Genomic DNA, 23674 nt, shown 5'->3' with positions numbered 1-23674 from the left:
GTTCCGACACCTAACTCCGGTTCGCGCCCACCTCGGCGACCCTGGCCAGCAGCAGCGCCTCGGCCAGGCAGACCCGGGCGAACTCGCCGAGGTGCAGGCTCTCGTTCGGGCCGTGCGCCCGGGCGTGCGGGTCCTCGACGCCGGTCACCAGGATGGCGGCCTGCGGGAACATCTCCTGGAAGGTGGCGATGAAGGGGATCGAGCCGCCGACGCCGATGTCCACCGGGTCGGTGCCGTCCCAGGCACCCTTGAAGGCCGCCCGGGCCGCGTCGAACATCGGGCCGGTCGCGTCGATCACGCACGGCTCGCCGTCGTGCTCGAAGGTCACCGTCACCCGGGCCCCCCACGGGGCGTGCCGCTCCAGGTGGGCGGCGAGCGCCGCGTACGCCTTCTTGGGGTCGTCGCCCGGTGCCAGCCGGACGCTCAGCTTCGCCTTCGCCGACGGGACCAGCGCGTTCGGCGCCTCCCCGGTCGCCGGGGCGTCGACGCCGAGCACGGCGACGGCCGGCTTGGTCCACAACCGGTCGGTGATCCGGCCGGTCCCGATGAACTCCACGCCCTCGGCCAGCCCGGCCTCGGCGCGGAACCGGTCCTCCGGGTAGTCCACCGCGGCGCCCTCCCGGCCGACCAGCCCCTCGACGGCCACGTCGCCCGCGTCGTCGTGCAGGGTGGCGAGCAGCCGGACCAGCGCGGTCAGCGCGTCCGGCACCGCGCCGCCGAACATGCCGCTGTGCACGGCGTGGTCCAGGGTGCGGACCTCGACGAAGCAGTTGACGATGCCGCGCAGCGAGGTGGTCAGCGCCGGTACGCCGACGTCCCAGTTGCCCGAGTCGGCGATCACGATGACGTCGGAGGCCAGCTCGTCGCGGTGCTCGTCCAGCAGCCGCTCCAGCGAGTCGGAGCCGTACTCCTCCTCGCCCTCGATGAAGAGCACCACGCCGACCGGCAGCCGGTCGCCGAACGCGCGCAGCGCGGCGACGTGCGCCATGATGCCGGCCTTGTCGTCGGCGGCGCCCCGGCCGTAGAGCCGGCCGTCCCGCTCGACCGGCTCGAACGGGTCGGACTCCCAGAGGGCACGGTCGCCGACCGGCTGCACGTCGTGGTGGGCGTAGAGCAGCACGGTGGGGGCGCCGGGCGGGGCGGCCTTCTTCCCGATCACGGCCGGCTGGCCCCCGGAACGCACGATCTTGACGTCGAGGTCGCAGCCGCGCAGCAGCTCCGCCACCGCCTCGGCGGAACGCTCCACGTGCGAGTGGTCGAAGCCCTCGAAGGCGATGCCCGGGATGCGGACGAGGCGTTCGAGGTCGGCACGGACTCCGGGCAGTTCACGCTCGACGGCGGCCCGTACCTCGGACTCGGACATGATCGGTGTGGTCATGACCGGCATCGTATGACGGCCTTACCGGGCGGCACCGCCCGCGCCCGTCGGGGCGGGACCCGGGCCGGGCCGGCGGACGTAGTAGCGGGTGCGGTCGTGGGGCAGCGCGGGCGCGCCGTCGACCACCAGGTCCGCCGCCGCCTCGGTGCCGTCGGCGGCGAAGTGCGCCCGCTCCCCCGCGTGCCAGCGGCGCAGCTCCGGCAGGATCTCCGGCCCGTCCCGGGTGACCGCGCGGGACAGCCGCAGCGCGGCCGGCGCGGTCACGAAGACGGCGAGGGTCAGCTCCGGGCGGACCACCGCCCGCGCGGTGCTCACCCCCTCGACCACCAGCACCGGTCCGGCCGGCACCGGCACCACCCGGTCGAGGAAGCGACGCCGCACCCAGCTGTACCGGCGGTAGCCGCCCGACCGGCCGGCCCGTACCGGCGCCAGCACCCCGTCGGCCAGGCGGGGCCAGAAGGTGAGCTGGTCGTCCCAGCCGTCGAGCAGGTCGTCGGTGTGGACCACCGGCGGCCGGACGCCGCCGGGCAGCGCGGCGAGGGCGTCCGCGAGGCGCGTCGCGAAGACGCTCTTCCCCGCGCCGCTCGGCCCGTCGACCGCCACCAGTCGGGTACGCCCCAACCGCGCCGGCCCGGCCAGCACCCGCCGGGCCAGCCCGGCGTACGCCTCGACCACCGCCACCGTCACCCGCCCGACGCTAGCGCCCCACCCGGGCGGCCTCGCGGTCGTGTCGGCCGGTCCGTCCCCCGTGGGCGGGATCCTGCGGGGCAGCCGGGCGTTCGACGGGCGGACCCGGTGCGCCACCGGCATCATCGGGGAGTGCTGCATGACGTGATGAGTCCGGGCGTCGACGCCCTGCTGGAACAGGCTCGGGCCGGGCTGCGCCGGCTCACCCCGCACGAGACCGTCGAGGCGGTCCGCGCCGGTGCGCTGCTGGTCGACACGCGTACCGAGGTGCAGCGCCGCGAGCAGGGCGAGCTGCCCGGGGCGATCGTGATCGACCGAACGGTGCTGGAGTGGCGGCTGGACCCGGCGAGCGCCTGGCGGATCCCGGAGGCCACCGCGTACGACCGCGAGGTCATCGTGGTGTGCCGGCAGGGCTACAGCTCCAGCCTGGCGGCGGCCGGCCTCCAGGTGCTCGGCCTGCGCCGGGCCACCGACATGATCGGCGGGGTGGAGGCCTGGCGCGAGGCGGGACTGCCGCTCTCCGACCGCCCCGCCGACGTACGCCTCTGATCCCCCGCCGGCCCGGCTCACCGCCGGGGCGCCCGCTCAGCCGGGCGGCGCGCCGGGTGGGACGAAGGGCAGGTCGGCGGGCGGGCCGGACTCGATCAGCCGCCAGAGGGCGGCCGTGTCGAGGTGCTCCTCGACCAGGTCGCCGAGCAGGTCCAGGGTGCGCTCCCGGGCGGCGGCGAACACGGTGTCCGGGGCGACCCGGAAGCCGGTCCGGCCGGCGAGCCGGGCGGCCTCGGTGAGGAACCGGCGGCGGAACTCGTCGGACTCGAACGCGCCGTGCCAGTGCGTGCCGTGTACCGCGCCGAGCAGCGCGCCCTCAGCGGTGCCGTCGGCGTGGCGCAGCAGCGGTGGCAGGGTCGGGTCGGCGGCGGAGACGTACCCGTGGTGGATCTCGTAGCCCTCGACCGGGACGTCACCGGCCGCCGTGCCGGTGGCGCGCCGGACGGTCTTGCGCGGGTCGAAGGTGATCTCGACGGGCAGCAGCCCCAGGCCGGGGACGCTGCCCCGGCGGCTCTCCACCGGGTCGTGGATCGCCCGGCCGAGCATCTGGAAGCCGCCGCAGATGCCCAGCAGCGGCTTTCCGGCGGCGACGTGTGCTCCGACGGCGTCGGCGAGGCCGGTCTCCCGGAGCCAGGCGAGGTCGGCCACGGTCGACTTGGAACCGGGGAGCACCACCACGTCGGCGGCGGCCAGCTCGGCGGGTTCGACGGTGAGCCGGACCCGGACGCCGGGCTCGGTGGCGAGGGCCTCGACGTCGGTGGCGTTGCTGATCCGGGGCAGCCGGACCACGGCCACGTCCAGCCAGTCGGTGCCGTACGGCCCGGCCGGGCGGCCCAGCACCCGGCCGTAGGCGAGCGAGTCCTCGGCGTCCAGCCAGAGGTCCAGCGCCCAGGGCAGCACCCCGTACGTCGGTCGGCCGGTGACCTGGCGCAGCATGTCCAGCCCCGGCCGGAGCAGCCCCAGGTCGCCCCGGAACTTGTTGATCACGAAGCCGGCGACGAGTGCCTGGTCGGCCGGGTCGAGCAGGGCGACCGTGCCGAACATGGACGCGAAGACGCCGCCCCGGTCGATGTCGCCGACCACGATGGTGGGCAGGTGGGCGTGCCGGGCCAGCCCCATGTTGACGTAGTCCCCGGCACGGAGGTTGATTTCGGCCGGGCTGCCGGCCCCCTCGCAGATCACCACGTCGTACGCGGCCCGCAGCTCGGCGAGCGCGGCGTAGGCGGTCTCGGCGAGCCGGGGCCGCAGGGTGCGGAAGTTGCCGGCGGTGACCGTGTCGACGGCCTCGCCGAGCAGCACCACCTGGCTGGCGTGGTCGCTGCCCGGCTTGAGCAGCACCGGGTTGAACCGCAGGTCGGGGGCGAGCCCGCAGGCGGCGGCCTGCATCGCCTGGGCCCGGCCCAGCTCGCCACCCCGCCCGTCGGGGCCGACCACCACGGCGGAGTTGTTGGACATGTTCTGTGCCTTGAACGGGGCCACCCGGACACCCTTACGGTGCAGCCAGCGGCAGATCCCCGCGGTGAGCACGCTCTTGCCGGCGTCGGAGGTGGTGCCGGCGACCAGCAGCCCGCCGCTCACCGCCCCCTCCCCCGCGCGCCCGCAGCCCTTGTCGCGACCGCCCCGGCCGCCTCCCGCAGGCCCACGGCCCGCACTCCCCCGACCGTCTCCGCGCCGAGCGTCGGCAACGCCGACCCGCGAGCGCGGAGGACCGCCTTGCGTGTGCCGCGCAGGCCGGCCCGTCCGAGCGCGCCGACCAGGCGCCCGGCGGTGAGCGGGTAGGCCGCCGCGATGCCGAGCGCGGCGAGCCCGACCGCGCCGGAGATCCGCGCGGCCCGCTTGAGGTGCCGACCCTCCGGGCGTGGCCCGTCGCCCAGGAACGGCCGCACCTCGGACCGGCCGAAGTAGACGTTGCGCCCACCGAGCCGGACGCCGAGCGCTCCGGCCATCGCCGCCTCGCACTGCCCGGCGTTGGGGCTGGGGTGGTCGTTGCGGTCCCGCCGCCACACCCGCCAGGCGCGCTGCCGGTCGCCGTGCGCGACGGGCGCGACGGCGATGGTGAGCAGCCCGGTCAGCCGGGCGGGCACCAGGTTGAGCAGGTCGTCGAGGCGCGCGGCCGGGGTGCCGAAGCGGGCGTACCGGGGTGAGCGGTGGCCGACCATGGCGTCGAGCGTGTTCGCCGCCCGGTAGCCGAGCAGGCCGGGGAGCCCGGCGACGGCGCCCCAGAGCAGCGGGGCGACGACCGCGTCGGAGGTGTTCTCGGCGACCGACTCGACGGTGGCCCGGGCCAGCTCGGGCTCGTCCAGCGTCGACGGGTCCCGGCCGCAGAGGTGACCGAGCCGGCGCCGGGCGGCGGGCAGGTCACCCGCGCGCAACGCCCGGCCCATCACCCGGGACTCCCGGCGCAGGGTGCGACCGCCGAGGACCGTCCAGGTGCCGGCGGCCACCAGCGCCGCCCGGGCCACCGGCCGACGCCGGGTGGCGCGGCTGGCGGCGACGCCGAGCAGCACGGGCGCACCGACCGCGACCGTGGCGAAGAGGGCCCCGGCCGCCCGGTCAGGCCGGTGGACACGACGCTCCAGCGCGCCGGCCGCCCGGCCGAAGCCGGCGACCGGGTGCCACCGGCGCGGGTCACCGAACAGCGTGTCCAGGGCGTATCCCGCCACCAGTCCCGCCGCGTCCGCCACCGCGGTCGTCTGCCGCACCCCGCACCACCTCCGGCCGGCCAGCCTAGTCGTACGGCGGGGTGGCCACGTCCGCGTCGCCACCCCGCTCCCCCGTGTACGACCCACTCGACGTCAGGCGGGCACCGGGGCCCGCCCCCGGCCACGTCGACCCCGGCCGGTCGGCGTGACGCCGGTGACCGCGTCCGTCCCGGCGGGGCCGGGCTCGGCGAGTGCGGCGACCCCCGCACCGCCCAGCCCGCCGGTGTCCAGCCCGGCACCCTCCAGCCCGTCCCCGTCGAGCACGTCGGCGCTGTCGGGGTCGCCGTCGTCGCCGAGGTCGTCGCCGTCGTCGCCGAGGTCGCCGCCGTCGAAGTCGTCGCTGTCGGATCGGCCGTGAGCGAGGCCGTCGAAGGGGTCGGCCAGCTCGTCGGAGCCGTCGAACCGGCGGCCGGGCAGCTCACCGGCGGGCAGCCCGTGCCCGGCACGCGGCGGGACGAACCCGCCCAGCTCGGCCTCGTCGTCGAAGGGCCGGGGGTCGAACGAGGCGGGGGCCTCCCCGGCCGGTACGGGCTCGGTCGCCTCGCCGTGCACCCGGTGCTCCGCCTCGGCGTCCTCGACGGTGCTGGTGGTGGCGCCGGGTCGGTTGCGCAGGAACCGAGCCCGCCCGCGGGACAGGTCGTGCCCCACCGCGACGGCCTCCAGCTCGTAGAGCGTGCGGTGGTTCCCGGCGTCGTCGGTCCAGTCGCGGGTGTAGAGCCGGCCGGCGACGATCACCGGATCGCCGACCATCACCGAGGCGGCCACCCCCTCGGCCAGCTTGCGCCAGCAGTTCACGCGGACCCGCAGGCTGTTGCCGTCGACCCAGCGACCGCTGTCGCGGTCGAGACGGCGGGCGGTGGAGGCGACCTTGAAGTTGGCCACCAGGGTGTTGCTCTGGGTGGTGCGGCGCCACTCGGGCGCGGTCAGCACGTTGCCGACGATCGTGACGTAGGTGTCGAACATCGTCCCTCCAGGGGAGATCCGGACTTGCCGTGGTGGGTCGACCCGGTGCCGAGCCTGCGGCCACGGGGACCACCCGAGCCAGCCGCGCCGGCCGGCCTGTGGACGACGGACCGCCCTGTGGACAACCACCTGATCAAGGTCCCGTCTGCTAGGGCCGACGGGCCCTGGGGTCCCGGCCTGCGGCTGCGCATGATCGGAAACGCCAGCCGGTCAATGGCGCCGCGGCGGGTTCCGGCGGGACGCCGACTGGGTATGGAGTTGATCAACCGAGAGAAAGGGCAGCGATGATGATCCTCTGCTCAGGTCGTACGACCGGTTCCGTCCGCACCCAGGGTGAGGTGCGGCGATGAGCGCCGTGGCGAACCCCGCCACCGTGGGCGAGTGCCTACGGGTCGGCGCCGGGTTCTCCCAGGGGGACCGGAACTGGATCGCGGAGCAGTTCGCGACGCTGGACGCCCGGCTGGCCGGGTTCCACGCCGACGCCACCGAGCTGGAGGTCTCGGTCAAGGACCGCGAGGCCCGGGGGCAGAAGGTGACCCTGGAGTGCTGGATCGCGGGCCGCCAGAAGATCGTCACCACCTCCTCCGAGGAGGATCTGCACGCCGCGCTCAACGACGTCCGGGACGACCTGCGTCGCAAGCTCAACGACGCGAAGACCCGGCAGGAGCCGCGCAGCAACAAGCACCTGCGCGACACCGGCCTGCCCGAGGTCGTGCCCGCCCAGGCCGGCGACCCGGACGAGCTGCCCGCCGCCGACCCGAGCCGGGCCGACGCGGAAACCGCCTGATACCTGACGCGCCCCGTCCACCCGGAGCGGGTGGACGGGGCGCGGGGGGCTACCGCCGGGTAGCTTGGCGGCGTACCGTCGCGGTCGTGGAACCGGACGTGCTGGGGCCGCCGTACGAGCGGCAGACGATCGACCTGGGCACCGACGACGAGGGACCGGTCGTCGCGACCCTGGTCCGCCGGCGGGCGGAGCGCCCGACCGGCCGGGCCGTGCTCTATGTGCACGGCTTCGTCGACTACTTCTTCCAGACCCACGTGGCCGACTTCTTCGCCGAGCGCGGCTGGGACTTCTACGCCCTCGACCTGCGGAAGTACGGTCGGAGCCTGCTGCCGGGCCAGACCCCGAACTTCTGCCACGACCTGAGCGACTACTTCCCCGAGCTGGACGCCGCCGCGAAGACCATCCGCGAGGACGACGGGCACGACACCCTGCTCGCGATGGGCCACTCCACCGGCGGCCTGATCATCTCGCTCTGGGCGCACGCCCGCCGCGAGGCCGGCCTGGTCGACGGCCTCTTCCTCAACAGCCCCTTCTTCGACATCAACGCCCCCTGGCTGGTCCGTCGACCCCTCGCGGCCGCCGTCTCCCGGCTGGGCCGCCGGGCGCCGCACCGCATCCTCCCGTTCGGGCTCGGCACCGTGTACGGCGAGAGCCTGCACGCCGACCACCGCGGCGAGTGGCGCTACGACCTGGCCTGGAAGCCGCTCGCCGGGTTCCCCGTCCGGGCCGGCTGGATCAACGCCATCCGGGCCGGCCAGCGGCAGCTCCGCGCCGGACTGGACATCCAGGTGCCGGTGCTGCTGGCCTGCTCGACCCGCAGCTACCGGGGCACCAAGTGGCACGAGTCGGCCACCCTCGCCGACGCGGTGCTCGACGTGGAGCACATGGTCCGCTGGGCGCCCCGGCTCGGCCCGCACGTGACCCTGGCCCGCTTCGACGGCGGGCTGCACGACCTCACGCTCTCCAGTCCCGCCGTACGGGAGAAGGTCTTCACCGAGGCCGGGCGGTGGGCGGAGGGATTCCTCGGCGCGGGCCCCACGCCGGAGCAGCCGACGGCCGCGCCGGCCGCGCGGCGGCCGACCGACGACCGGGCCGGGGCGACCGCCGAGGGCTGATCCGACCCGGCGTCAGCGCCAGTCGGCGGTCGCCGCCGCGACGGCCGACCGGATCCGGTCGAACGTCGCGATCCGGTGGCCGCCCTCACCCGGCAGCACCAGACCGAGGCAGCGCAGCACGGGATCCCCGTCGGCGCCGACCTCCACCTGGAAGACGGGCGCGCCGGCGTAGCCCGCGGGCAGCTCGGTGGTGAGCCGCACGTCGTCGCCGTCCCGGACGACGCGCGCGATCACCGCCTCCAGCGGCCGCGACCCGTCGTCGGCGACGCCGAGCGCCAGGACGAACGCCGAGGCGGGCTCCGCGCCGACCCGGGCCACGGCGTCGGCCCGGGCGGCCACCCCGTCGGTGACCTGCTGGGTGCGCCACCGCCAGCCCCGGTCCTCGGCGTGCCCGTGCAGGCCACCGGTGGGCATGGCGGCCACCCCGACCTCGGGCAGGTGCAGCCACTGCTCGGCGAAGTCGGGCATCACGATCTCGTCCGAGGCCACCCCCGCGGGCTCCGTCACGCTCGGCCGCACCCCGATCTCGCCGAAGGCGGCGTCGGTGAGCACGTCCGCCGTCAGCAGGTACTCGTGCACCACCTCGCCGTCGTCGGTGGCCCCGATCAGCTCGTTCCAGAAGAAGGCGGTGCCCGGTGTGCCAGCCGGGCCGACCTGGCGGATCGGCAGGATGGCGCGCCCGAGGAGCTGGCACAGCTGAAAGACGATCTCGTTCTCGGTCTCCGGGTCAAGCAGCATCCGACGAGGGTACGACCGCCCGCCGGAACGGGGGTGCCGCGGGTGGGTGTCCCGTGCGACCCTGATCGCGGTGTGCCGCGACCACCCGTTCCGTTGCCCCGCCCGGGGACGGCGGTACCCTCTTGGCGCGACACCCCACGACGCGCGCCCGTAGCTCAGCGGATAGAGCAGGGGACTTCTAATCCCAAGGCCGCAGGTTCGAATCCTGCCGGGCGCACCCTTCCCCGCACCGAGGATCAGCGGCGTTCCGCTCCCCGGTCGGGATCGGCGGCTCCAGTGCCCTCTGCATCCCCACGGCGTGCCACCCCACGGGCGAGCCGGCCTCGTCCTGGCGCTTCACCACCGGCCGGACGCCGCTACCCAGGTGCGACGGCCGGCAACGTGCCCGGCGACGCCGTCGAGGTCGTCTCCGCGGGGCACAGGAAGCTGTTCCCCGCGTAGCCTCGGCCAGCGGAGACCGGCGTGGCGAAGTGCCCGCTCACGCCGCTCGCCGTGCGCGAAGGAACGCCGAGGCCATCGTGCGCCGCGTCGGCGTGCCGGCCGCGGCCAGGGCGGTCATGTACGTGTCGAGACGCTCGCGTTCGTCGTCGGACAGGGCGGCGGCGATCGCTTCGCCGTACGTGGGGACCAGGGGGTTGGGCGCCACGCGCTTGAGTGTCTCCCAGTCGCCGATCGGGTCGGCGGGCACGTCGACCTGGGCGCGGTAGTCCAGCTCCACCGCCTCGAACCCGGCGGCCAACGCCCAGTCGACGAGGTCACGCTCGTCGAAGTCCATCATCGGCCGCGTGGTTTCCTCGGTGGTGCTCCGGTAGGCCTCGCTGACCTTGGTGATCAGGTCGGTCACGGGCGAGTCGCCCGTGCCGAACAGGTCATCCGGCCGGAGCCGCGCCACGAAGCCGTTGATGGGTTCGAACAGCGAGATCCGCCCACCCGGCCGCAGGACCCGGAAGAACTCCGCGAAGGCGGCGGCCTTGCGATCGGAGTAGATGAGCACCGACCGGGTGGTCACGACGTCGACAGAGGCGTCGGCGACGCCGACGAGATCATCGGCCGACGCGACCACGAAGCTGCACCGCTCGTCGCCACCGGCGGTGCGCCGGCACTCGTCGAGCACGTCCGGTGAGACATCGCTGAAGATGACACGACCGTCCGGGCCGAGTCGGTCCAGTGCGCCGAACCCGATCAGTCCGGTGCCGCAGCCCACGTCGAGGACCACGTCGTCGGCCGCCAGGTCGGCTCCCGCAAGGACGCCGTCCCGGAACGCCGCCAGATCGAGGGCGTTGCGGGCGCGCAGGCCCGCGCTGTCGCCGTCCCGGCGGGTCAGGAGCCACTGGGCCCACTTGTCCCTCGTCACCGGGTCAGCGTAACCCCGACGGATTCACGGGCATCGCGGTACGGCACTGACCGGTGCGGCCGCCGTTCAGGCTCCGCCGCTCGCCGGCAGGCAGAGGCTCGGTCGACCCGCCAGGCACAGGCGCTGGGATACCACCGACCGTTCGACGGCGACTGGGCCGCGCAGGTCCTCAACGACGCACGCGAGATGGTGGCACTCTTCCGCGCGGCTGCCGCGTACGACGAAGCCGTCATCGTCACGGTCTCGGCCTGACCGGCACCTCAGCTCGCGAGGCGGGCGTGCAGGTGCATGTCGTGCCAGCCGTCCGCGTGCCGGCCCTCGCCGCGCTTCGTACCCTCGGCGGTGAAACCGGCCCGGCGGGCCACCCGGCAGGACGCCGGGTTGGCCGTGGAGTGGGACAGTTCGAGCCGGTGCAGCCGCAGCGCGGCGAAGCACCAGTCGGTCAGCCCGGTCAACGCCCGTGGCGCGACGCGCTGCCCGCGCGCCGCCGGCAGCACCCAGTAGGAGACCTCGGCGAGTCCCTCGTGGAGGTCCAGCCGGCGCAGGCCGATCTGCCCGACCATCGCACCCCCGTCGGTCACGGCCCAGCCCGCGCCGGTCTCGCCGCGCCACCGGCCCGACCAGGCCGTGATCCAGTCGGCCGCCTCCCGGTCATCCATCGACCGGCAGTGCCAGCGCCGGATCGCCGGATCGGCGTACGCGGCGACGACGGCGGAACTGTCCCCCGGCTGCCAGGGGCGCAGGAGCACGCCGTCGGCCGGGATCTCGGGTTGCGGCAGCGCCGCCATCGAGCCGGCCGGCACCGCGGGCGTGACGAGAGAGGGCACGGGTCGACTGTAGAGCGGTCGACGACGTTGGTGAGGCGGCGGCCGGGGGGGGCCGGCCGCCGCCTCGCCGCGCCGGGGAGGGCGCGGATCGTGACGCCGTACGGATGGCCAGGGGGGGGAAGGACATCCGTACGGCGTCACGGTGTCGACGCCGGGCGGGCGAAGGGGGCAGGAGTGAGGCTCCCGCCCGGCGTCGATGGTCAGTTGGTGGGCGGTGGGGTCGGCCTGTGGCCGCCGGGCACTTCGGTGCGCTGGGTCTGTGCCGGCGTGGGGCGGGTGGCCGGCCTGCCGGTGGGGTGGCTCCGGGTGGCGGTGGGGGCCGGCTTGCCGCTGGGCCGGCCCTTGGCGTCCGCCAGGAGGGTGTCGCAGTAGGCGGCCACCTTCTCCTGGTCACCGGCGGTGGTGATCAGGACGCGGAAGGCGGGGTTCTCCAGCGCCTTGCCCGGGTTGTCGCCCGCGCCCGCCCGGTACGCCCGGCAGAGCCCGACCAGGTTCGGCGACGGGGTGCCCTTTCCGGCGGACGGCGACGCCTTGCCCTTGCCGGCCGTGGCGGCGGGCTTGCCGGTGGCGTGCGCGGACGGCGTGGCGGTCGCCCCGCCGAGCGGGTTGGGCAGGGTGCCGTTGCCGGCGGCGATGGCGACCCCACCGGTGGCGGCGACGGCGAGCACGACGGCGCCGGCCTTGAGGGTGAGGAGTTTCGCCAGGGCGGTCTCAAGCATCGAACAGCTCCGTGGGGGGATCGGAAGGACGATGTGTCACCAGGTGTGCCGGGCGGAGCTGCGGTTCCTTCGGCGCGGTGACGTGGGGGCGGGAGGCGCGCACGGTCCACCGGGGAGCCGGCCGGGGGTGGCTGGCGCCGGTCGCCACCTGACGGGGACACCGCTGCGTGAGCAGCCGGTGACGCCGCAGGTCCATCGATGGCAGGGTCTGTGCGTTCATCTCGTGCCCCTCAGCGCCGGACCGCCGCCGGATGTCACACCGTCACCGTGCGGCGTCCGGACCGGGACGGACAGCGACGGAACGATCGCCGCTGCCGGATGATGCCGGCGTCCACCGTCGGGGGGCGTCGCCGGTGCGCCCGCTCGCATATGCTGCCGGCGTCCACACGGGGGGCCTCGGGGGAGAGTGACATGCGACGGTGGCGGGGTGCGGCGGGGGCCGCCCTGATCACGGTGGTGCTGGCCGGTTGCGGCACGCCGGCCGGCACGGACGGCGACCTCACCGACGACTGGCGGCCGGTCGGCCGGGCGACCCAGTTCAGCCCGAAGGTGGGCGACTGCCAGCTCAGCGCCGACCCGTCCAGCTATCTCACCGGCTACCAGCCGGTCGAGTGCGCGAAGACCCACCTGGTGGAGACCTTCCACCTCGGCACCTTCACCGGCGCGCTCGCCGCCCGCCCCACCCCGCCACCGCTCGGCTCGGCGGCGATCCGCCCCGCGTTCGCCGAGTGCGACGCCACGGCGACGGCCTTCGTCGGCGGTGACTGGCGGGGTGCCCGGCTGGCCCTCCAGGTGGTGCCGCCGTCGCCGGCCGGCTGGACCGGCGGCAGCCGCTGGTTCCGCTGCGACCTGTTCGAGTTGGCCGCCGTGGAGGGCGGCACCCGGATCAGCCGCCCGGACGACTATCCGGTCGAGCGTCGCGGCACCCTGCGTGACGCCCTCAAGGGACCGTCGCCGCTGGCGTACGGCTGCCTGACCGAGGACGAGTCGGGCGACTTCGCGCAGACGACCTGCGACAAGGGCCACGAGTACGAGTACGTCGGCGCGTGGACCGTCCCGGACGGCCGGTTCGCCGACGCCGACCGGCACGAGGAGAGCATCCACGCGGGCTGCCGCACCCTCGTCGCCCGCTATGCGAAGGTCCCCGTCGACGGCAAGCTGCGCTACCGTGCCGGCACCTCGTTCCTGCTGCCGGCGGAGGAGGCGTGGAACCGGGGCGACCGCGGGGTGCGCTGCTTCTTCTGGTCCGGCGGGGAGAAGCTGACCCGGTCGATCAAGGGTGGCGGGACGAAGGCGCTGCCGATCAACTGATCCCCGCCCCGCCGACCGTGAAGACCTGCCCGGTGTCCGGCACGTACGCCGGGGAGGAGATCCCGCCCGCCGACCGGTGCCGGCGGGCGACCTGGGTGCTGTCCCGGCGGCACGCCGGTTGGCGGGTCGAGGCGTACCACGACTGCCCGGCCTGACCCGGGGGTCGGCCGGCCGCACCCGCGGGCGGGCGGTCGGGTCAGGACGCGTCGCGCTGCCACACCGGCAGGGTGCGGGTGTCGTCCTGGCCGTGGCCGGTGGCGTGCGCCTCCTCCCCCACCCGGCGGGCGGCGTCGACCAGCGGCAGTCGGGGCTCGACGGCGAGGCAGAGCCGCAGGTCCTTGGTGAGCATGTCGACGGTGAAGCCGGCCGTCTCCGGCGGACCGGAGGCGAGGATCTCGCGGACGCCGGGGAAGGCCGCGCCGAGCGGGCCGGCGGCCATCAGCTCGTCCACCACGTCGGCCGGGAGGTCGAGGGTGGCGGCGAGCCGCAGCGCGTCGCCGATCCCGGCGAGGGCGAGGCCCAGGCTGAGGTTGCGGACGAGCTTCGCGGCGCTCCCCGCGCCGACCGGCCCGACGTGCCGGACCTGCTCCGGGTCGCCCCAGAGTTCCAGCAGCGGGCGGGCCGCCGCCACGTCCGCCTCCGCGCCGCCCGCGAGGACGCCCAGCGTGCCGGCGGTGGCGGGCCCGACCGAGCCGTAGACGGGGGCGTCGACGTACCGCAGGCGGTGTTCGCGCAGCCGGTCTGCCATCCGGCGGGAGGCGTCCGGGCCGATCGTGCTGGCGTCCACCACGAGGGTGTCGGGTTCCGCGCCGGAGGCGACCCCGTCCGGGCCGAGCAGCACCTGCTCGACCGCCTCCGGGTCGGCCAGCATCAGCACCACCACGTCCCGGCCGGCCGCGGCGGCGGCGGGCGTGTCGGCCACGGTGGCGCCGGCCGCCGCGAGGGCGTCGGCCTTTCCGGGGGTACGGTTCCAGACGGTCAAATCGTGGCCGGCGTCGCGTACGTGCCGCGCCATCGGGGTGCCCATCCGGCCGAGTCCGAGGAAGGCGACCCGGAGTCGCCGTGCGTCGCTGCCCATACCGGCAGTCAACCGCATCGGCGCCGGAACCGCCCGGTGTACCGCCCACCCAGCGGGTCACGGAGGCGCAGCGACGCGACGCGTACCGTGGGTGACCGGTTGTCGTCACGCATGCTATTCTCCGGCGTCGATCTGTGCCGCGCGGACCCGACCGGGTCGTTGCCGGAAGGACGCCTCCCCCGATGCCGGTCGTTGCCGCCACGATCTCGCCGCCGCCCCCGTTTGACCGGCCGGCGGGCGGCGCGTTCTCGCTGATCTTCACCACTCTGCCGGCGCTGCTGCGGCTCACCTGCGGCGTGGTGGGCGTGGTGACGGCCCTGGCCGTCCGCACCCCGCCGGTCCGGGTCGGTCTGCTGGTGCCCGCCGTCGTCGCGCTCACCGCCTGGTCCGTCTGGTACGCCCGGCGCGCGCTGGCGCACCGCGTCGGCCCGGCCCTGGTCGTCGGGGACGTCGCGCTGACCGGCGTCGCCTGTCTGCTGATGCCGTGGCTGGTCGCGCCGGAGGTGCTGCCCGGCGAGGGGAGCTGGCTCGCGGTGCTGGCCAGCACCACGGTGATCAACACCCAGGCGACCGCCCCGGCGCTCTGGTCCGTCCCGGCCGGCCTGCTGGTCCTCACCGCGTACGCGGCCGGCGCGGTGGCCGCCGGCAACCCGGTCGAGGCGCGGGCGCACGCGGCGACGCTGCTGGTGCAGACCGCCTGCGCGGCGATGATGACCGTGGTGATGCGGCGGCGGATCGGGCACGCCGACCGGGCCTTCGCGGACTATCAGCGGCTGGCGCGCGAGGCGGTGCTGGCGCGGACCGCCCGGGAGGCGGAACGGCGGCAGAACCGGGACCTGCACGACACCGTCCTCGCCACGTTGACCATGGTGGGGCTGGGTGCGGTCTCCGGCCCGTCGGCCGCCCTGCGCGAACGGTGCGCGGCGGATCTGCGTACCCTCGCCGCCCTGGCCGACGCGCGGTCGGCGCCGGCGCTCGGGCCGGTGGCGCTGGACGACCGGCTGCGGGCCGTGCTGGGGCGGCTGCCGGACCTGCCGGTCACGGCGTCGCTGCCGCACTGCGTGCTGCCCGCGGAGGTCGCCGGGGCGCTCGCCGAGAGCGCGGCGGCGGCGCTGTCCAACGTGGCCCGGCACGCCCCGGGGGCGACCGTCACGCTGCGCCTGACCCGGGAGGGCGACGCGGTCGTGCTGGAGGTGGCCGACGACGGTCCCGGCTTCGACCCGGCCGCCGTCCCGGCCCACCGGTACGGGCTGCGGGAGTCCGTCCTCGGCCGGATGGCCACGGTGGGCGGTCGGGCAGAGGTGACCTCCGCCCCTGGTGCCGGGACCCGGATCCGACTGGAGTGGCCTGGTGTCCGCTGATCTCGACGCGCCGTTGCTCGGCGGCGCGACGCCGCGCCCGCGGCTGCCCGCGCCGACGGTCGGCCCGACCGCAGCCGGCCCTCCCCCGGTCGGGGCCGACGCCCCGGGTGGGGCCGTCGCGGCGGGTGCCGCGGCGGCCGCGGTGGCGCACGCGTCCGACCGGGGGGCCCGGGTGGCGGCGGTGGCCATCGCGCTGGCCTGGCACGGGGCGATCAGCCTGCCGGCGATGCTGGGTGCCTGGTCGGGGCTCGCCGCGCCGACCGTGGTGGCCGCCGGTTGGCTGGTGACCGCGGCGGTCGGCGTGGGCGTCGGCGTACGCCTGCGGCGCGGCGGCCAGCCACCCGCGCGGCGGCTGGCGGTGCTGCTGCTGGCGGTCGACGCCGCGGTCTTCGCCGCCGCCGGCAAGCCGTACCTGTTCACCACCGCGAACTGGGTGTGGGGCGGGCTGGCCTGGTTCTTCCTGCTGGTGCTCTGGCGGCGGCCGGTCGGCTGGCTGCTCGCGCTGCTCGGGGCGCACGCGGTGATCGCCCTGGTGGCCGTGCTCGGGGACGGCGCGACCGCCCCCGCCGACCTGACCCGCTACGCGATGTACGCCTACGGCACCTCCTCGCTGCCGGTGGCGGTCTTCGTCGGTGCCGCCGCGATCGCCGCCCTCGCCCGGGACCGGGCCGGTACGGCCACCGCCGCGCTCGCCGTGGAGACGGAACGGGGCGCGGCGGAACAGGCGCGGACGGAGCGGCGGGCCCGGCTCGCCGTCGCCAGCGGCACCGCCGAGGAGGTGCTGGCCGCCCTCGCGGCCGGCGACGCCGACCCGGCCGACCCGGAGGTACGCCGCCGCTGCGTGCTCGCCGCCGCCCGGCTGCGCCGGTTGATCGCCGAGTCGGACGACGTGCCCGATCCGCTGCTGCACGAGCTGCGGGCCGCCGCCGACGTGGCGGAACGCAAGGGCGTGCCGATCGACCTGGTCGCCATCGGGGTGCCGCCGGAGCTGCCGGTGGAGGTCCGGCGGCACCTGGTCGACCCGCTCACGGCGGTGCTCGCCGACGCCCGGGACGGGGCCCGGCTGACCGTCGTCGCGCAGCCCGACGAGGTGGTGATCAGCCTGGTCACGCCGGATCACGACGGTCCGGAGGCGACCGGCCCGCCGGCCCCGGCCGACCAGCACGGTCCGGTGGAACTTCTGGAGGAACGGGACGGGGAGATCAGGTGGACGCAGACCCGGTGGCGCAGGACGTGACGGGCGGGCAGCCGATCGGGGTGTCGATCGTGGACGACCATCCGGTGGTCGTCGACGGGGTGCGGGCCTGGCTGTCCAGCGAGCCGCGACTGCGGGTGCTGGCCACCGGGGACGACCCGGAGGTGGTGCTGCGGGCCGCGCCGGAGGCCGACGTGATCCTGCTCGACCTGCGGCTGCACGGCCGGATGGTGATCGACAAGCTGGCCGAGTTGAGCGCCGCCGGCCGCCGGGTGGTGGTCTACTCCGAGCACACCGAGCCGGAGACGATGCTCGCCGCGCTGGATGCCGGGGCGGTGGCGTTCCTGGCCAAGCACGAGGGGCGGGAGCACTGCGTGGCCACCGTGCTCGCCGCCGCCAGCGACCGCCCGTACGTGCCACCGGCGCTGGCCGGGGCGATGGTGGGTGATCCCCGGCCGGACCGGCCGGCCCTGTCGGACAAGGAGCGTGAGGCCCTGCTGCTGTGGTTCCAGTCCATGTCGAAGGCGTCGGTGGCACGCCGGATGCGGATCAGCGAGCACACCGTCAAGCAGTACGTCGACCGGGCGCGGATCAAGTACACCCGGGCGGGTCGACCGGCGGCCACCAAGGCGGCCCTCCTCGCCCGGGCGATCGAGGACGGCCTCGTCCGGCCGGAGGAGATCGGCATCTACCGGTCGCACGCGTCGACCGACCGGCCGACCCCCTAACGGGTGTCATGACAGCCGGTGGTGCGGTCGACCAGGCTGGGGCGTACCGCCAACCGTCCCGGGAGGTGACTGTGCAGGAGGACGTCTCGCCCTTCTTCATCGGGCCGCACCGCTTCGACGCGCACGACGACACCGACCGGCCGCTGCTCGACCGGCGGTACGCCCTGGTGCCCGAGCCGGGTGAGCAGGTGCTGGGGCAGCACCTGCTGGGCGTCTCGGGCGACCTGCTCGGCCCGACCGAGAGCACCCGCCGGTGGACCCTCCCCACACCGGCCACGGTGACCGTGACCGACCGCCGGCTCACGTACGTCTGCTCCGGTTCGGAGCTGGCCCTGGTCCCCGGGCGGGACAGCCCGGCCGACGCCCGGCACCGGCGTCCGGCCCGGCTGTCCCGCCTGGTCAGCGGTCAGGTCCGCTGGCAGTGGCCGTCGCGCCTGGAGCTGCGGGCCGACGATCCGGCGGGGACGGTGGAGCTGCTGGTGGTCTGCGACGCGCTGCGCACCATCCGGCAGCCGGCGCTGGCCCTGGCCGGCCCGGCCGGGCTGATCGGTGACCTCGCCGCGCGGGTACGCCGGGCGGTGGCCGCGTTCCGGCTGCTCCACCCCGAACTGGTGGACCTCTCCCCGCCGGAGCGGGATGCGCTGGCGAGCCGCGTCGGCCCGGCCTGGTCCCCCGGTCCGGGGCCGGTCACGCTGCCCGGTTCCCTGCCGGTCGAGTTCCTCTCCCGCGACGACTACTACCGCCCGGAATCCGACGAGCCGCCCACCTGGCCGCGGGAGGTCACCCGACGCAACCGCCCCGGCTCCGCCTGCTGAACCCTGGGCGCCGGCGGACGGCCTGGGACGGCCGGGTCCGGTGGGGTTCGCCCGGGGGCGGACCGGGGGCGGACCGGCTCGGGCGGAGGACGGGCTCCGCTCCGGCGGGTGCCGACCAGCTTCGATCCTCGCTGCGCCCCGACCCCGTCCCCAGGGCCGCCCCAGGCGGTCCCCCGACGGTGCGCACCGGAGGCGGTAGCGGGGCCCGAGAGCCCGGTTCGTCGCCCCGACCGCCGACTGCCCGTCCAGCCGCTACGAACTTGATTACATCAATGAATCACGACTCGACCGGCCAGCCGACACGCTGCCGGGGAACACCGCGCACCGCAACCACGCTCGGGCGACACCCTAGAGCACGGTCGGACGATGCCGACGACCGGACAACACCTCACCGACAGGTCCGGCACGCACTTCGGCCCGGAAAAGGCCCGGACGAGGGGCGCCCGGGGTCACACGGCTGATTCATCTTTGCCATCAAGTTCGTAGCCTCCAGACCGAGGACCGACCTGCGAGGCTCGGTCCGGCACCGCTACGCGCGCCAGAAGGCCGGCTCGGTGCGCCGGAACGCCCGCTCCACCCGACGTGGAACAGGAGCGCCGGGTCAGGCGGTGGACTTGCGGCGGGCCCGGCGGTCCAGCTCGACCGCCTCCTCCAGGGTGGGCGCGGTGCCGCCGAGGCTCGCCGGCTGCCACCAGGTGTCGTCGCCGGAGGGCTGGTCCGGGTACTCCCGCTGCGCCCGGTCCACCAGCGCGCTCAGCCGGGTCTTCAGCTCGGCGGTCATGGCGTTGGCGTCGGGGTAGGCGGTCGGGTCCATCGGCTCGCCGATCAGGATGGTGATCGGGGTGTGCCGGCGGGTGAGGGTCTTCGGGCGGCCCTTGGTCCAGAGCCGCTGGGTGCCCCAGAGCGCCACGGGCAGCAGCGGCACGGCCGCCTCCTGGGCCATCCGGGCCGCGCCGTTCTTGAGCTCCTTGACCAGGAACGAGCGGCTGATCGTCGCCTCCGGGAAGAGGCCGACCACCTCGCCGCGCCGGAGCGCGTCCACGGCCGTGCTGTACGACCCGGCGCCGGCCGACCGGTTCACCGGGATGTGCTTCATGCCGCGCATCAGCGGGCCGGAGACCTTGTGCGCGAAGACCTCGTGCTTGGCCATGAAGCGGACCAGTCGGCGGGACTCGTGCGCGCCGTAGCCGCAGAAGATGAAATCGAGGTAGCTGACGTGGTTGCTGGCCAGGACTGCGCCACCCGTACGCGGGACGTGGTGGCTGCCCTCCACGGTCAGGCGCAGGTCGAGGACCCGGAACATCGTCTTGGCGGCGGTGATCACGGGTGGGTACACGAGTTCCGGCATCCGGCAACTTTACCCCGCGTAGGTTTCCGGCCCGACTACCGTCAGAGCATGCCCGACCTCGCCGCGATCGTCATCCACTGCCGCGACCCGTACCTGCTCGCGCCGTTCTGGAGCGCGGTCACCGGGCTGCCGGTCGCCGACGAGGACCAGGCGAAGCTGGCCGACCACGCCCTCGGGCCGACCGAGGCGGTGCTGCTGCGCGACCCGGCCGGCCACCGCCCGGACGTCTGGATCAGCCCGGCCGCCGCCGACCTGCCGGCACCGGGCCGGATCCACCTCGACCTGGTCGGCGACGCCGAGGAACGCGCGGCCGTGCTGGAGGCCGGGGCGACGGTGGTCCGGGAACTTCCCCGCTGGACCGTCCTGGCCGACCCGGAGGGCAACGAGTTCTGCCTGCTCCCCCGCACCGAGGCGCACGGGGACGCGTTGCCGCCCGGGCACTGACGCGTCAGTCGCCGAGCTTGTGCAGCTCCAGCCGGCCCCGGGCGAAGGCGTCCACCCGACCCCAGCGGCCCGGGATGTCCAGCACCTCGATCCGGCCCATGCCGACCGGCAGCCTCGGGTCGGCCGAGAGGTGCCCCTCGTGCGGTTCCAGCCCCAGCATGGTGCGGATCAGCAGCAGCGGGGTGCCGGTGGACCAGGCCTGCGGGCTGCACGCGGTGGGGTACTCCACCGGGAACTTGGTCAGCTCCCGCTGGTAGCCGCCGAACGCCTCCGGCAGCCGCCCGTCGAAGTAGGTGGCCGCGTCGAGGATTCCGCTGGCGATGGTGGCCGCCTCCTCGGCGAAGCCGTACCGGCGCAGACCCCAGGCGATGAACGAGTTGTCGAACGGCCAGATCGTGCCGTTGTGGTAGCCGATCGGGTTGTAGCGGACCTCCCCCTCGGCGAGGGTGCGCACCCCCCAGCCGGAGAAGAGCCGGGGGCCGACCAGGTGCGCGGCGATCTTCCCCGCCCGGTCGTCGTCGACGATGCCGCTCCACAGCAGGTGCCCGATGTTCGAGCTGAGCACGTCCATCTGCCGGCCGTCCGGGTCCAGGCCGAGGGCGTAGAACTCCCCCTCCTCCACCCACCAGTCCCGGTTGAACCGCGCCTTCAGCTCGGCGGCCTCCCGCTCCAACTGGTCGGCGTAGCCGGGGTCGTCCCAGAACTGCCGGGCCAGCCGGGCCGCCCGCATCTTCGCGTCGTACGCGTACCCCTGCACCTCGCAGGTGGCCCGCGGGAACGGGGGCAGCGTGCCGTCGGAATAGGAGATCGAGTCCCAGGAGTCCTTCCAGCACTGGTTCTCCAGGCCGGTGTCGGTGTTGCGCCGTTCGTACCAGATGTAGCCGTTGCCGACCAGGTCGGCGTAGTCGTCGATCCACTTCAGCGCCGCCCGGCACTCCCGTTCCAGCTCCTTGACCAGGGCGACGTCGCCGCTCCACTTCTCGTACTCGTCGAGCAGCACCACGAACAGCGGCGTCGCGTCCACCGAGCCGTAGTACGGCGAGTGCGGCTGTTCCTCGAACGCGGACGTCTCGCCGTACCGCATCTCGTGCAGGATCCGGCCCGGGTCCTCGTCCCGGAAGTCGTCGAACCGGGTGCCCTGCAACGCACCGAGGATCCGCAGCGTCGTCTTCGACAGGTCCGGCGCGAAGGGCAGCACCTGGAGACAGGTCAGGATGCTGTCCCGCCCGAACATGGTCATGAACCAGGGCAGGCCGGCCGCCGGCAGGGTCTGCCCACCGAGGGAGAGCGGCGAGAAGCGCAGCGCCGCCAGGTCGATCAGGCTGCGCCGGTAGGTGGCGGAGACCCGGCCGTGCTGGCTGTTCACCTTGGGCGCCTTGGCGATCCACTCCTCCAGGTCGTTCTGGAGGGCGAGCCGCTCGGTGCCGTGCGCCCGCAGTCCCATCCGCAGGTCGCGCCCGCCCGGGCCGACCGCGAACGTCTGCACGTCGATGTTGCTGTCCCACTGCTCGTTGGGTTCGAGGTGGATGGTCCAGGCGAAGCCGTTCCGGTCGTACCGGGCCGGCACGGAGGAGGTGATGACGGTTTCCCGCTTGAAGTTCCCGCGCCGGTAGCCCAGCCGCAGCCGGTCCGCCTCCACCTCGGTGTAGAGCTCGCCCTTCTTGTTGACGATCTCGTCCTTGACCTGGAACAGGTCGGCGAAGTCCGACCCGGCGTCCATCCTGATCTCCAGGTCGACCGCCTTCTCGTCGTGGTTGAGGATGGTCAGCTGCTCGCGGAAGCTGCCGCCCACCATCCGCTCCCGGATGACCGAGAGCTTGGCGTCGACGTAGTGCGTCGCCATGCCGGGGACCAGGAAGAACCGCGCCTCGTAGTACTGCAGGTCGTCGTAGGAGAGCGCGTTGAGCCGTTCCCCGTTGACGGTGAGCACCCACTTGGACAGGAACCGGGTGTCGATGGAGAAGAGGCCGGTCGGTTCGCTCGGCGTGGCCTCGATGTCGCCGGTGTCCTCGGAGACGACGAAGGTGTTTCCGTCCAGGATCCGTACCGTGTTGCTGGCACCCATCAGCGCACCTCCCCCTGGAACGCGTGTCGCGGACCGCGGGAGTTCGGCGGCCCGGGGAACAGCCGTTCGACCTGGAGCACGAGACGCAGGTCGCCGGTGACGGTCATCTCGCCGCGCAGCAGGCCGGCGATGGCGTTCTCGTCGCCGGTGACCAGGTCGCCGAAGAACCTCGGCTCGGTCCCCACGACCGTGTCCGCCTCCCGGTCCTCCCGGCTCACCGCCAGCCTGCCGCGGTCGATCTCCAGCATCCAGTGCGTGGTCTGCACCCCTTCGTGCAGGTCGAAGCGCAGGGTTCCGGAGGTCTTCGCCAACAGGGGTTCGAACCCCCGCCGGTCCAGGTCCTCGAAGAACCTCGTGGTCGCGTCCACCATCGGTTCCACTCCTCCCGCGAGCCGCGGCCCTCGACGTCGGAGAAGGGGTCCCCACCGGGTACGGCGTCAACCTCGCCCGGATCGGGTGAACGGCGCCGGGCAGGCCCCCGACGCGACGACGCCGGCCCCCGAACCGGGGTGCCGGCGTCGTGCGGTGTGCGGACGGGTCAGTTGTTCGGCTCGTCGGCGCTGATGTCGGCCAGCACCGACTGGGGTTCCCGCTCGACCGCCAGGTCGCCCATCGAGACCAGACCGACCAGCCGGCCGTCGTCGATCACCGGCAACCGGCGTACGGCGTACGTCCGCATCAGGTCGGCGGCGGCAACCGCGTCGTCGTACTGGCTCACGGTGATCACGTCACGGCTGGTTATCTGGTTGAGCGTGGTGGAGTCCGGGTTCATGTTCTCGGCGACGCCGCGAACCGTGATGTCCCGGTCCGTGACGATGCCGACCACGTTGTCTCCTTCGGTCACCACCACGTCGCCGATGGCGCTGTCGCGCATCTCCTGCGCCGCGGCGGTGAGCGTGTCGCTGCCGTCCATGGTCACCAACCGGGTCGTCATGAACTCTCCGACCGTTGTCATGGTGCTCCCCTCTCGGTGTCGGCAGGCGTCGTCTACCCGTCGCCGTCGACCGGTAACGCGCCCCGCCGGACGGGGGTCAGCCGCGCGGGGGCATCCCGTACACCCGCTCGACGTGCAGCCGCAGCACCAGCCGGCCCTCGGCCACCATGGCGGCCCGGAAGTCGTCCCAGTCGGGGTGTTCGCCCTGCACCGCACGGTAGAGACCGACGAGTTCCTCGACCGTCTCGTCGTCCGCCCGCGCGGCCACCGGGGTCAGCTCGGCCCGCGCCTCCGCCACCGCGTACGCCCAGCCGTCGTCGCTGCTGACGTGGAAGCTGGCGCGGGGGTCGCGGCGCAGTTGGCGGTCTTGGCCCGCCCCTCGGTCACCGACACCCGGATCAGGCCGCGCTCCCGGTCGAAGGAGTAGACCACGTTGGACAGCTGGGGCCGGCCGTCCCGCTTGATGGTGGCCAGTACGCCGAGCCACCGGCCCGCGATCAGCTCGGTCAGGGCGTCCCGGCTCTTGTCGTCGGCCATGCGATCCTCCACGTCGATGCGTCGCTGCCGCGTTCCATC

At 74.7% G+C, this 23674-nt stretch carries 22 protein-coding genes, 1 tRNA gene and 3 pseudogenes; 11 read left to right on the top strand and 15 right to left on the bottom strand.

From position 1 onward, the window contains the following. Positions 1-10 precede the first annotated feature (10 nt). Together ABUL08_RS30275 and ABUL08_RS30270 are read right to left on the bottom strand one after the other, a co-directional pair. The gene (locus tag ABUL08_RS30275) at positions 11-1363 is read right to left on the bottom strand and encodes a dipeptidase (protein WP_350938923.1); all 1353 of its coding nucleotides are present in this window, start codon (positions 1361-1363) and stop codon (positions 11-13) included. Further along, positions 1326-2206 (bottom strand): annotated as a pseudogene (locus tag ABUL08_RS30270) (uridine kinase family protein). The gene ABUL08_RS30275 and the pseudogene ABUL08_RS30270 overlap by 38 nt, the downstream one beginning before the upstream one ends. A 6-nt stretch (positions 2207-2212) precedes the next feature. On the opposite strand from ABUL08_RS30270, the gene ABUL08_RS30265 reads away from it, so the two are divergent. Then, positions 2213-2614: a rhodanese-like domain-containing protein gene (locus tag ABUL08_RS30265; protein ID WP_350938922.1), complete on the top strand. Its 402-nt coding sequence runs from the start codon at positions 2213-2215 to the stop codon at positions 2612-2614. Between the two features lie 36 nt (positions 2615-2650). Here ABUL08_RS30265 and ABUL08_RS30260 read toward each other — a convergent pair whose 3' ends face one another. The 3 genes and pseudogenes from ABUL08_RS30260 to ssb form a co-directional block, all read right to left on the bottom strand. Continuing rightward, positions 2651-4192 carry a cobyric acid synthase gene (locus ABUL08_RS30260; protein WP_377521904.1) on the bottom strand — a complete coding sequence of 514 codons (1542 nt, stop codon included), beginning with the start codon at positions 4190-4192 and terminating at the stop codon, positions 2651-2653. Between the two features lie 128 nt (positions 4193-4320). Then, positions 4321-5316, bottom strand: a pseudogene (locus ABUL08_RS30255) (cobalamin biosynthesis protein); the annotation flags it as partial. A 93-nt stretch (positions 5317-5409) separates the two neighbouring features. Further along, on the bottom strand, positions 5410-6279 hold the full coding sequence (gene ssb, locus ABUL08_RS30250) for a single-stranded DNA-binding protein (protein ID WP_350933476.1): 870 nt from the start codon (positions 6277-6279) through the stop codon (positions 5410-5412). Between the two features lie 346 nt (positions 6280-6625). Here ssb and ABUL08_RS30245 point away from each other — a divergent pair, with 346 nt between their 5' ends. Next, positions 6626-7066 carry an HPF/RaiA family ribosome-associated protein gene (locus tag ABUL08_RS30245; RefSeq protein ID WP_350933475.1) on the top strand — a complete coding sequence of 147 codons (441 nt, stop codon included), beginning with the start codon at positions 6626-6628 and terminating at the stop codon, positions 7064-7066. An 86-nt stretch (positions 7067-7152) separates the two neighbouring features. After that, on the top strand, positions 7153-8181 hold the full coding sequence (locus ABUL08_RS30240) for an alpha/beta hydrolase (protein WP_350933474.1): 1029 nt from the start codon (positions 7153-7155) through the stop codon (positions 8179-8181). A gap of 12 nt (positions 8182-8193) precedes the next feature. Here the strand turns inward: ABUL08_RS30240 and ABUL08_RS30235 are convergent, their stop codons facing one another. Then, on the bottom strand, positions 8194-8919 hold the full coding sequence (locus ABUL08_RS30235) for a hypothetical protein (protein WP_350933473.1): 726 nt from the start codon (positions 8917-8919) through the stop codon (positions 8194-8196). Positions 8920-9063: 144 nt separating this feature from the next. On the opposite strand from ABUL08_RS30235, the gene ABUL08_RS30230 reads away from it, so the two are divergent. Beyond that, positions 9064-9136 (top strand) — tRNA-Arg (locus ABUL08_RS30230). Between the two features lie 261 nt (positions 9137-9397). Here ABUL08_RS30230 and ABUL08_RS30225 read toward each other — a convergent pair. From ABUL08_RS30225 to ABUL08_RS30215, 3 genes are all read right to left on the bottom strand, one after another. Beyond that, positions 9398-10273 (bottom strand): class I SAM-dependent methyltransferase, encoded by an 876-nt coding sequence (locus ABUL08_RS30225; protein WP_350933472.1) that lies wholly within the window; start codon positions 10271-10273, stop codon positions 9398-9400. Between the two features lie 260 nt (positions 10274-10533). Further along, complete coding sequence (locus tag ABUL08_RS30220) at positions 10534-11100, bottom strand: GNAT family N-acetyltransferase (protein ID WP_350933471.1); 567 nt, start codon at positions 11098-11100, stop codon at positions 10534-10536. A gap of 200 nt (positions 11101-11300) precedes the next feature. Then, positions 11301-11819, bottom strand: a complete 519-nt coding sequence (locus ABUL08_RS30215) for a hypothetical protein (RefSeq protein WP_350933470.1) — start codon at positions 11817-11819, stop codon at positions 11301-11303. Between the two features lie 411 nt (positions 11820-12230). Between ABUL08_RS30215 and ABUL08_RS30210 the strand changes: the two genes are divergently transcribed. Both ABUL08_RS30210 and ABUL08_RS30205 read left to right on the top strand, forming a co-directional pair. After that, on the top strand, positions 12231-13130 hold the full coding sequence (locus tag ABUL08_RS30210) for a septum formation family protein (RefSeq protein ID WP_350933469.1): 900 nt from the start codon (positions 12231-12233) through the stop codon (positions 13128-13130). A gap of 32 nt (positions 13131-13162) precedes the next feature. Further along, on the top strand, positions 13163-13285 hold the full coding sequence (locus ABUL08_RS30205) for a hypothetical protein (RefSeq protein ID WP_350933467.1): 123 nt from the start codon (positions 13163-13165) through the stop codon (positions 13283-13285). Positions 13286-13326: 41 nt separating this feature from the next. Here the strand turns inward: ABUL08_RS30205 and ABUL08_RS30200 are convergent, their stop codons facing one another. After that, a complete protein-coding gene (locus tag ABUL08_RS30200; protein ID WP_350933466.1) occupies positions 13327-14208 on the bottom strand; it encodes an NAD(P)-dependent oxidoreductase in 882 nt (293 codons plus the stop codon). Between the two features lie 182 nt (positions 14209-14390). On the opposite strand from ABUL08_RS30200, the gene ABUL08_RS30195 reads away from it, so the two are divergent. The 4 genes from ABUL08_RS30195 (at position 14391) to ABUL08_RS30180 (ending at position 18307) form a co-directional block, all read left to right on the top strand. Then, on the top strand, positions 14391-15569 hold the full coding sequence (locus tag ABUL08_RS30195; RefSeq protein WP_350933465.1) for a sensor histidine kinase: 1179 nt from the start codon (positions 14391-14393) through the stop codon (positions 15567-15569). Continuing rightward, positions 15559-16806, top strand: a complete 1248-nt coding sequence (locus tag ABUL08_RS30190) for a hypothetical protein (RefSeq protein WP_350933464.1) — start codon at positions 15559-15561, stop codon at positions 16804-16806. The genes ABUL08_RS30195 and ABUL08_RS30190 overlap by 11 nt, the downstream gene beginning before the upstream one ends. Then, positions 16776-17492, top strand: coding sequence for a response regulator transcription factor (locus ABUL08_RS30185; RefSeq protein WP_350933463.1), 717 nt, complete (start codon positions 16776-16778; stop codon positions 17490-17492). Before ABUL08_RS30190 ends, ABUL08_RS30185 begins: the two co-directional genes overlap by 31 nt. Before the next feature lie 71 nt (positions 17493-17563). After that, positions 17564-18307, top strand: coding sequence for a hypothetical protein (locus tag ABUL08_RS30180; protein WP_350938920.1), 744 nt, complete (start codon positions 17564-17566; stop codon positions 18305-18307). Between the two features lie 601 nt (positions 18308-18908). Here ABUL08_RS30180 and ABUL08_RS30175 read toward each other — a convergent pair. Further along, positions 18909-19655, bottom strand: a complete 747-nt coding sequence (locus ABUL08_RS30175) for a lysophospholipid acyltransferase family protein (protein ID WP_350933462.1) — start codon at positions 19653-19655, stop codon at positions 18909-18911. 48 nt (positions 19656-19703) lie between these two features. Here ABUL08_RS30175 and ABUL08_RS30170 point away from each other — a divergent pair, with 48 nt between their 5' ends. Continuing rightward, the gene (locus ABUL08_RS30170; RefSeq protein ID WP_350933461.1) at positions 19704-20099 is read left to right on the top strand and encodes a VOC family protein; all 396 of its coding nucleotides are present in this window, start codon (positions 19704-19706) and stop codon (positions 20097-20099) included. Between the two features lie 4 nt (positions 20100-20103). On the opposite strand, the gene ABUL08_RS30165 is transcribed toward ABUL08_RS30170, so the two are convergent. From ABUL08_RS30165 to ABUL08_RS30150, 4 genes and pseudogenes are all read right to left on the bottom strand, one after another. Further along, positions 20104-22164, bottom strand: a complete 2061-nt coding sequence (locus ABUL08_RS30165; protein ID WP_350933460.1) for an amylo-alpha-1,6-glucosidase — start codon at positions 22162-22164, stop codon at positions 20104-20106. After that, the gene (locus ABUL08_RS30160) at positions 22164-22535 is read right to left on the bottom strand and encodes an SCP2 sterol-binding domain-containing protein (protein ID WP_350933459.1); all 372 of its coding nucleotides are present in this window, start codon (positions 22533-22535) and stop codon (positions 22164-22166) included. Before ABUL08_RS30160 ends, ABUL08_RS30165 begins: the two co-directional genes overlap by 1 nt. Before the next feature lie 167 nt (positions 22536-22702). Next, the gene (locus tag ABUL08_RS30155; protein WP_350933458.1) at positions 22703-23119 is read right to left on the bottom strand and encodes a CBS domain-containing protein; all 417 of its coding nucleotides are present in this window, start codon (positions 23117-23119) and stop codon (positions 22703-22705) included. Positions 23120-23195: 76 nt separating this feature from the next. Then, positions 23196-23635 (bottom strand): annotated as a pseudogene (locus tag ABUL08_RS30150) (PPOX class F420-dependent oxidoreductase). Positions 23636-23674 lie beyond the last annotated feature (39 nt).

The sequence above is a fragment of the Micromonospora sp. CCTCC AA 2012012 genome (genome assembly GCF_040499845.1).
Lineage (GTDB): Bacteria > Actinomycetota > Actinomycetes > Mycobacteriales > Micromonosporaceae > Micromonospora > Micromonospora mangrovi.
Note: the sequence above shows the minus strand (reverse complement) of the source record. Positions and strands in the feature narration are given on the sequence as shown.

Bases quoted from the DNA above. Each gene is read 5' to 3' on its own strand.
- ABUL08_RS30275 (WP_350938923.1), bottom strand. From the start codon at position 1,363: ATGTCCGAGTCCGAGGTACGGGCCGCCGTCGAGCGTGAACTGCCCGGA.
- ABUL08_RS30265 (WP_350938922.1), top strand. From the start codon at position 2,213: ATGAGTCCGGGCGTCGACGCCCTGCTGGAACAGGCTCGGGCCGGGCTG.
- ssb (WP_350933476.1), bottom strand. From the start codon at position 6,279: ATGTTCGACACCTACGTCACGATCGTCGGCAACGTGCTGACCGCGCCC.
- ABUL08_RS30245 (WP_350933475.1), top strand. From the start codon at position 6,626: ATGAGCGCCGTGGCGAACCCCGCCACCGTGGGCGAGTGCCTACGGGTC.
- ABUL08_RS30235 (WP_350933473.1), bottom strand. From the start codon at position 8,919: ATGCTGCTTGACCCGGAGACCGAGAACGAGATCGTCTTTCAGCTGTGC.
- ABUL08_RS30215 (WP_350933470.1), bottom strand. From the start codon at position 11,819: ATGCTTGAGACCGCCCTGGCGAAACTCCTCACCCTCAAGGCCGGCGCC.
- ABUL08_RS30210 (WP_350933469.1), top strand. From the start codon at position 12,231: ATGCGACGGTGGCGGGGTGCGGCGGGGGCCGCCCTGATCACGGTGGTG.
- ABUL08_RS30200 (WP_350933466.1), bottom strand. From the start codon at position 14,208: ATGGGCAGCGACGCACGGCGACTCCGGGTCGCCTTCCTCGGACTCGGC.
- ABUL08_RS30195 (WP_350933465.1), top strand. From the start codon at position 14,391: ATGCCGGTCGTTGCCGCCACGATCTCGCCGCCGCCCCCGTTTGACCGG.
- ABUL08_RS30175 (WP_350933462.1), bottom strand. From the start codon at position 19,655: ATGCCGGAACTCGTGTACCCACCCGTGATCACCGCCGCCAAGACGATG.
- ABUL08_RS30170 (WP_350933461.1), top strand. From the start codon at position 19,704: ATGCCCGACCTCGCCGCGATCGTCATCCACTGCCGCGACCCGTACCTG.
- ABUL08_RS30165 (WP_350933460.1), bottom strand. From the start codon at position 22,164: ATGGGTGCCAGCAACACGGTACGGATCCTGGACGGAAACACCTTCGTC.
- ABUL08_RS30160 (WP_350933459.1), bottom strand. From the start codon at position 22,535: ATGGTGGACGCGACCACGAGGTTCTTCGAGGACCTGGACCGGCGGGGG.
- ABUL08_RS30155 (WP_350933458.1), bottom strand. From the start codon at position 23,119: ATGACAACGGTCGGAGAGTTCATGACGACCCGGTTGGTGACCATGGAC.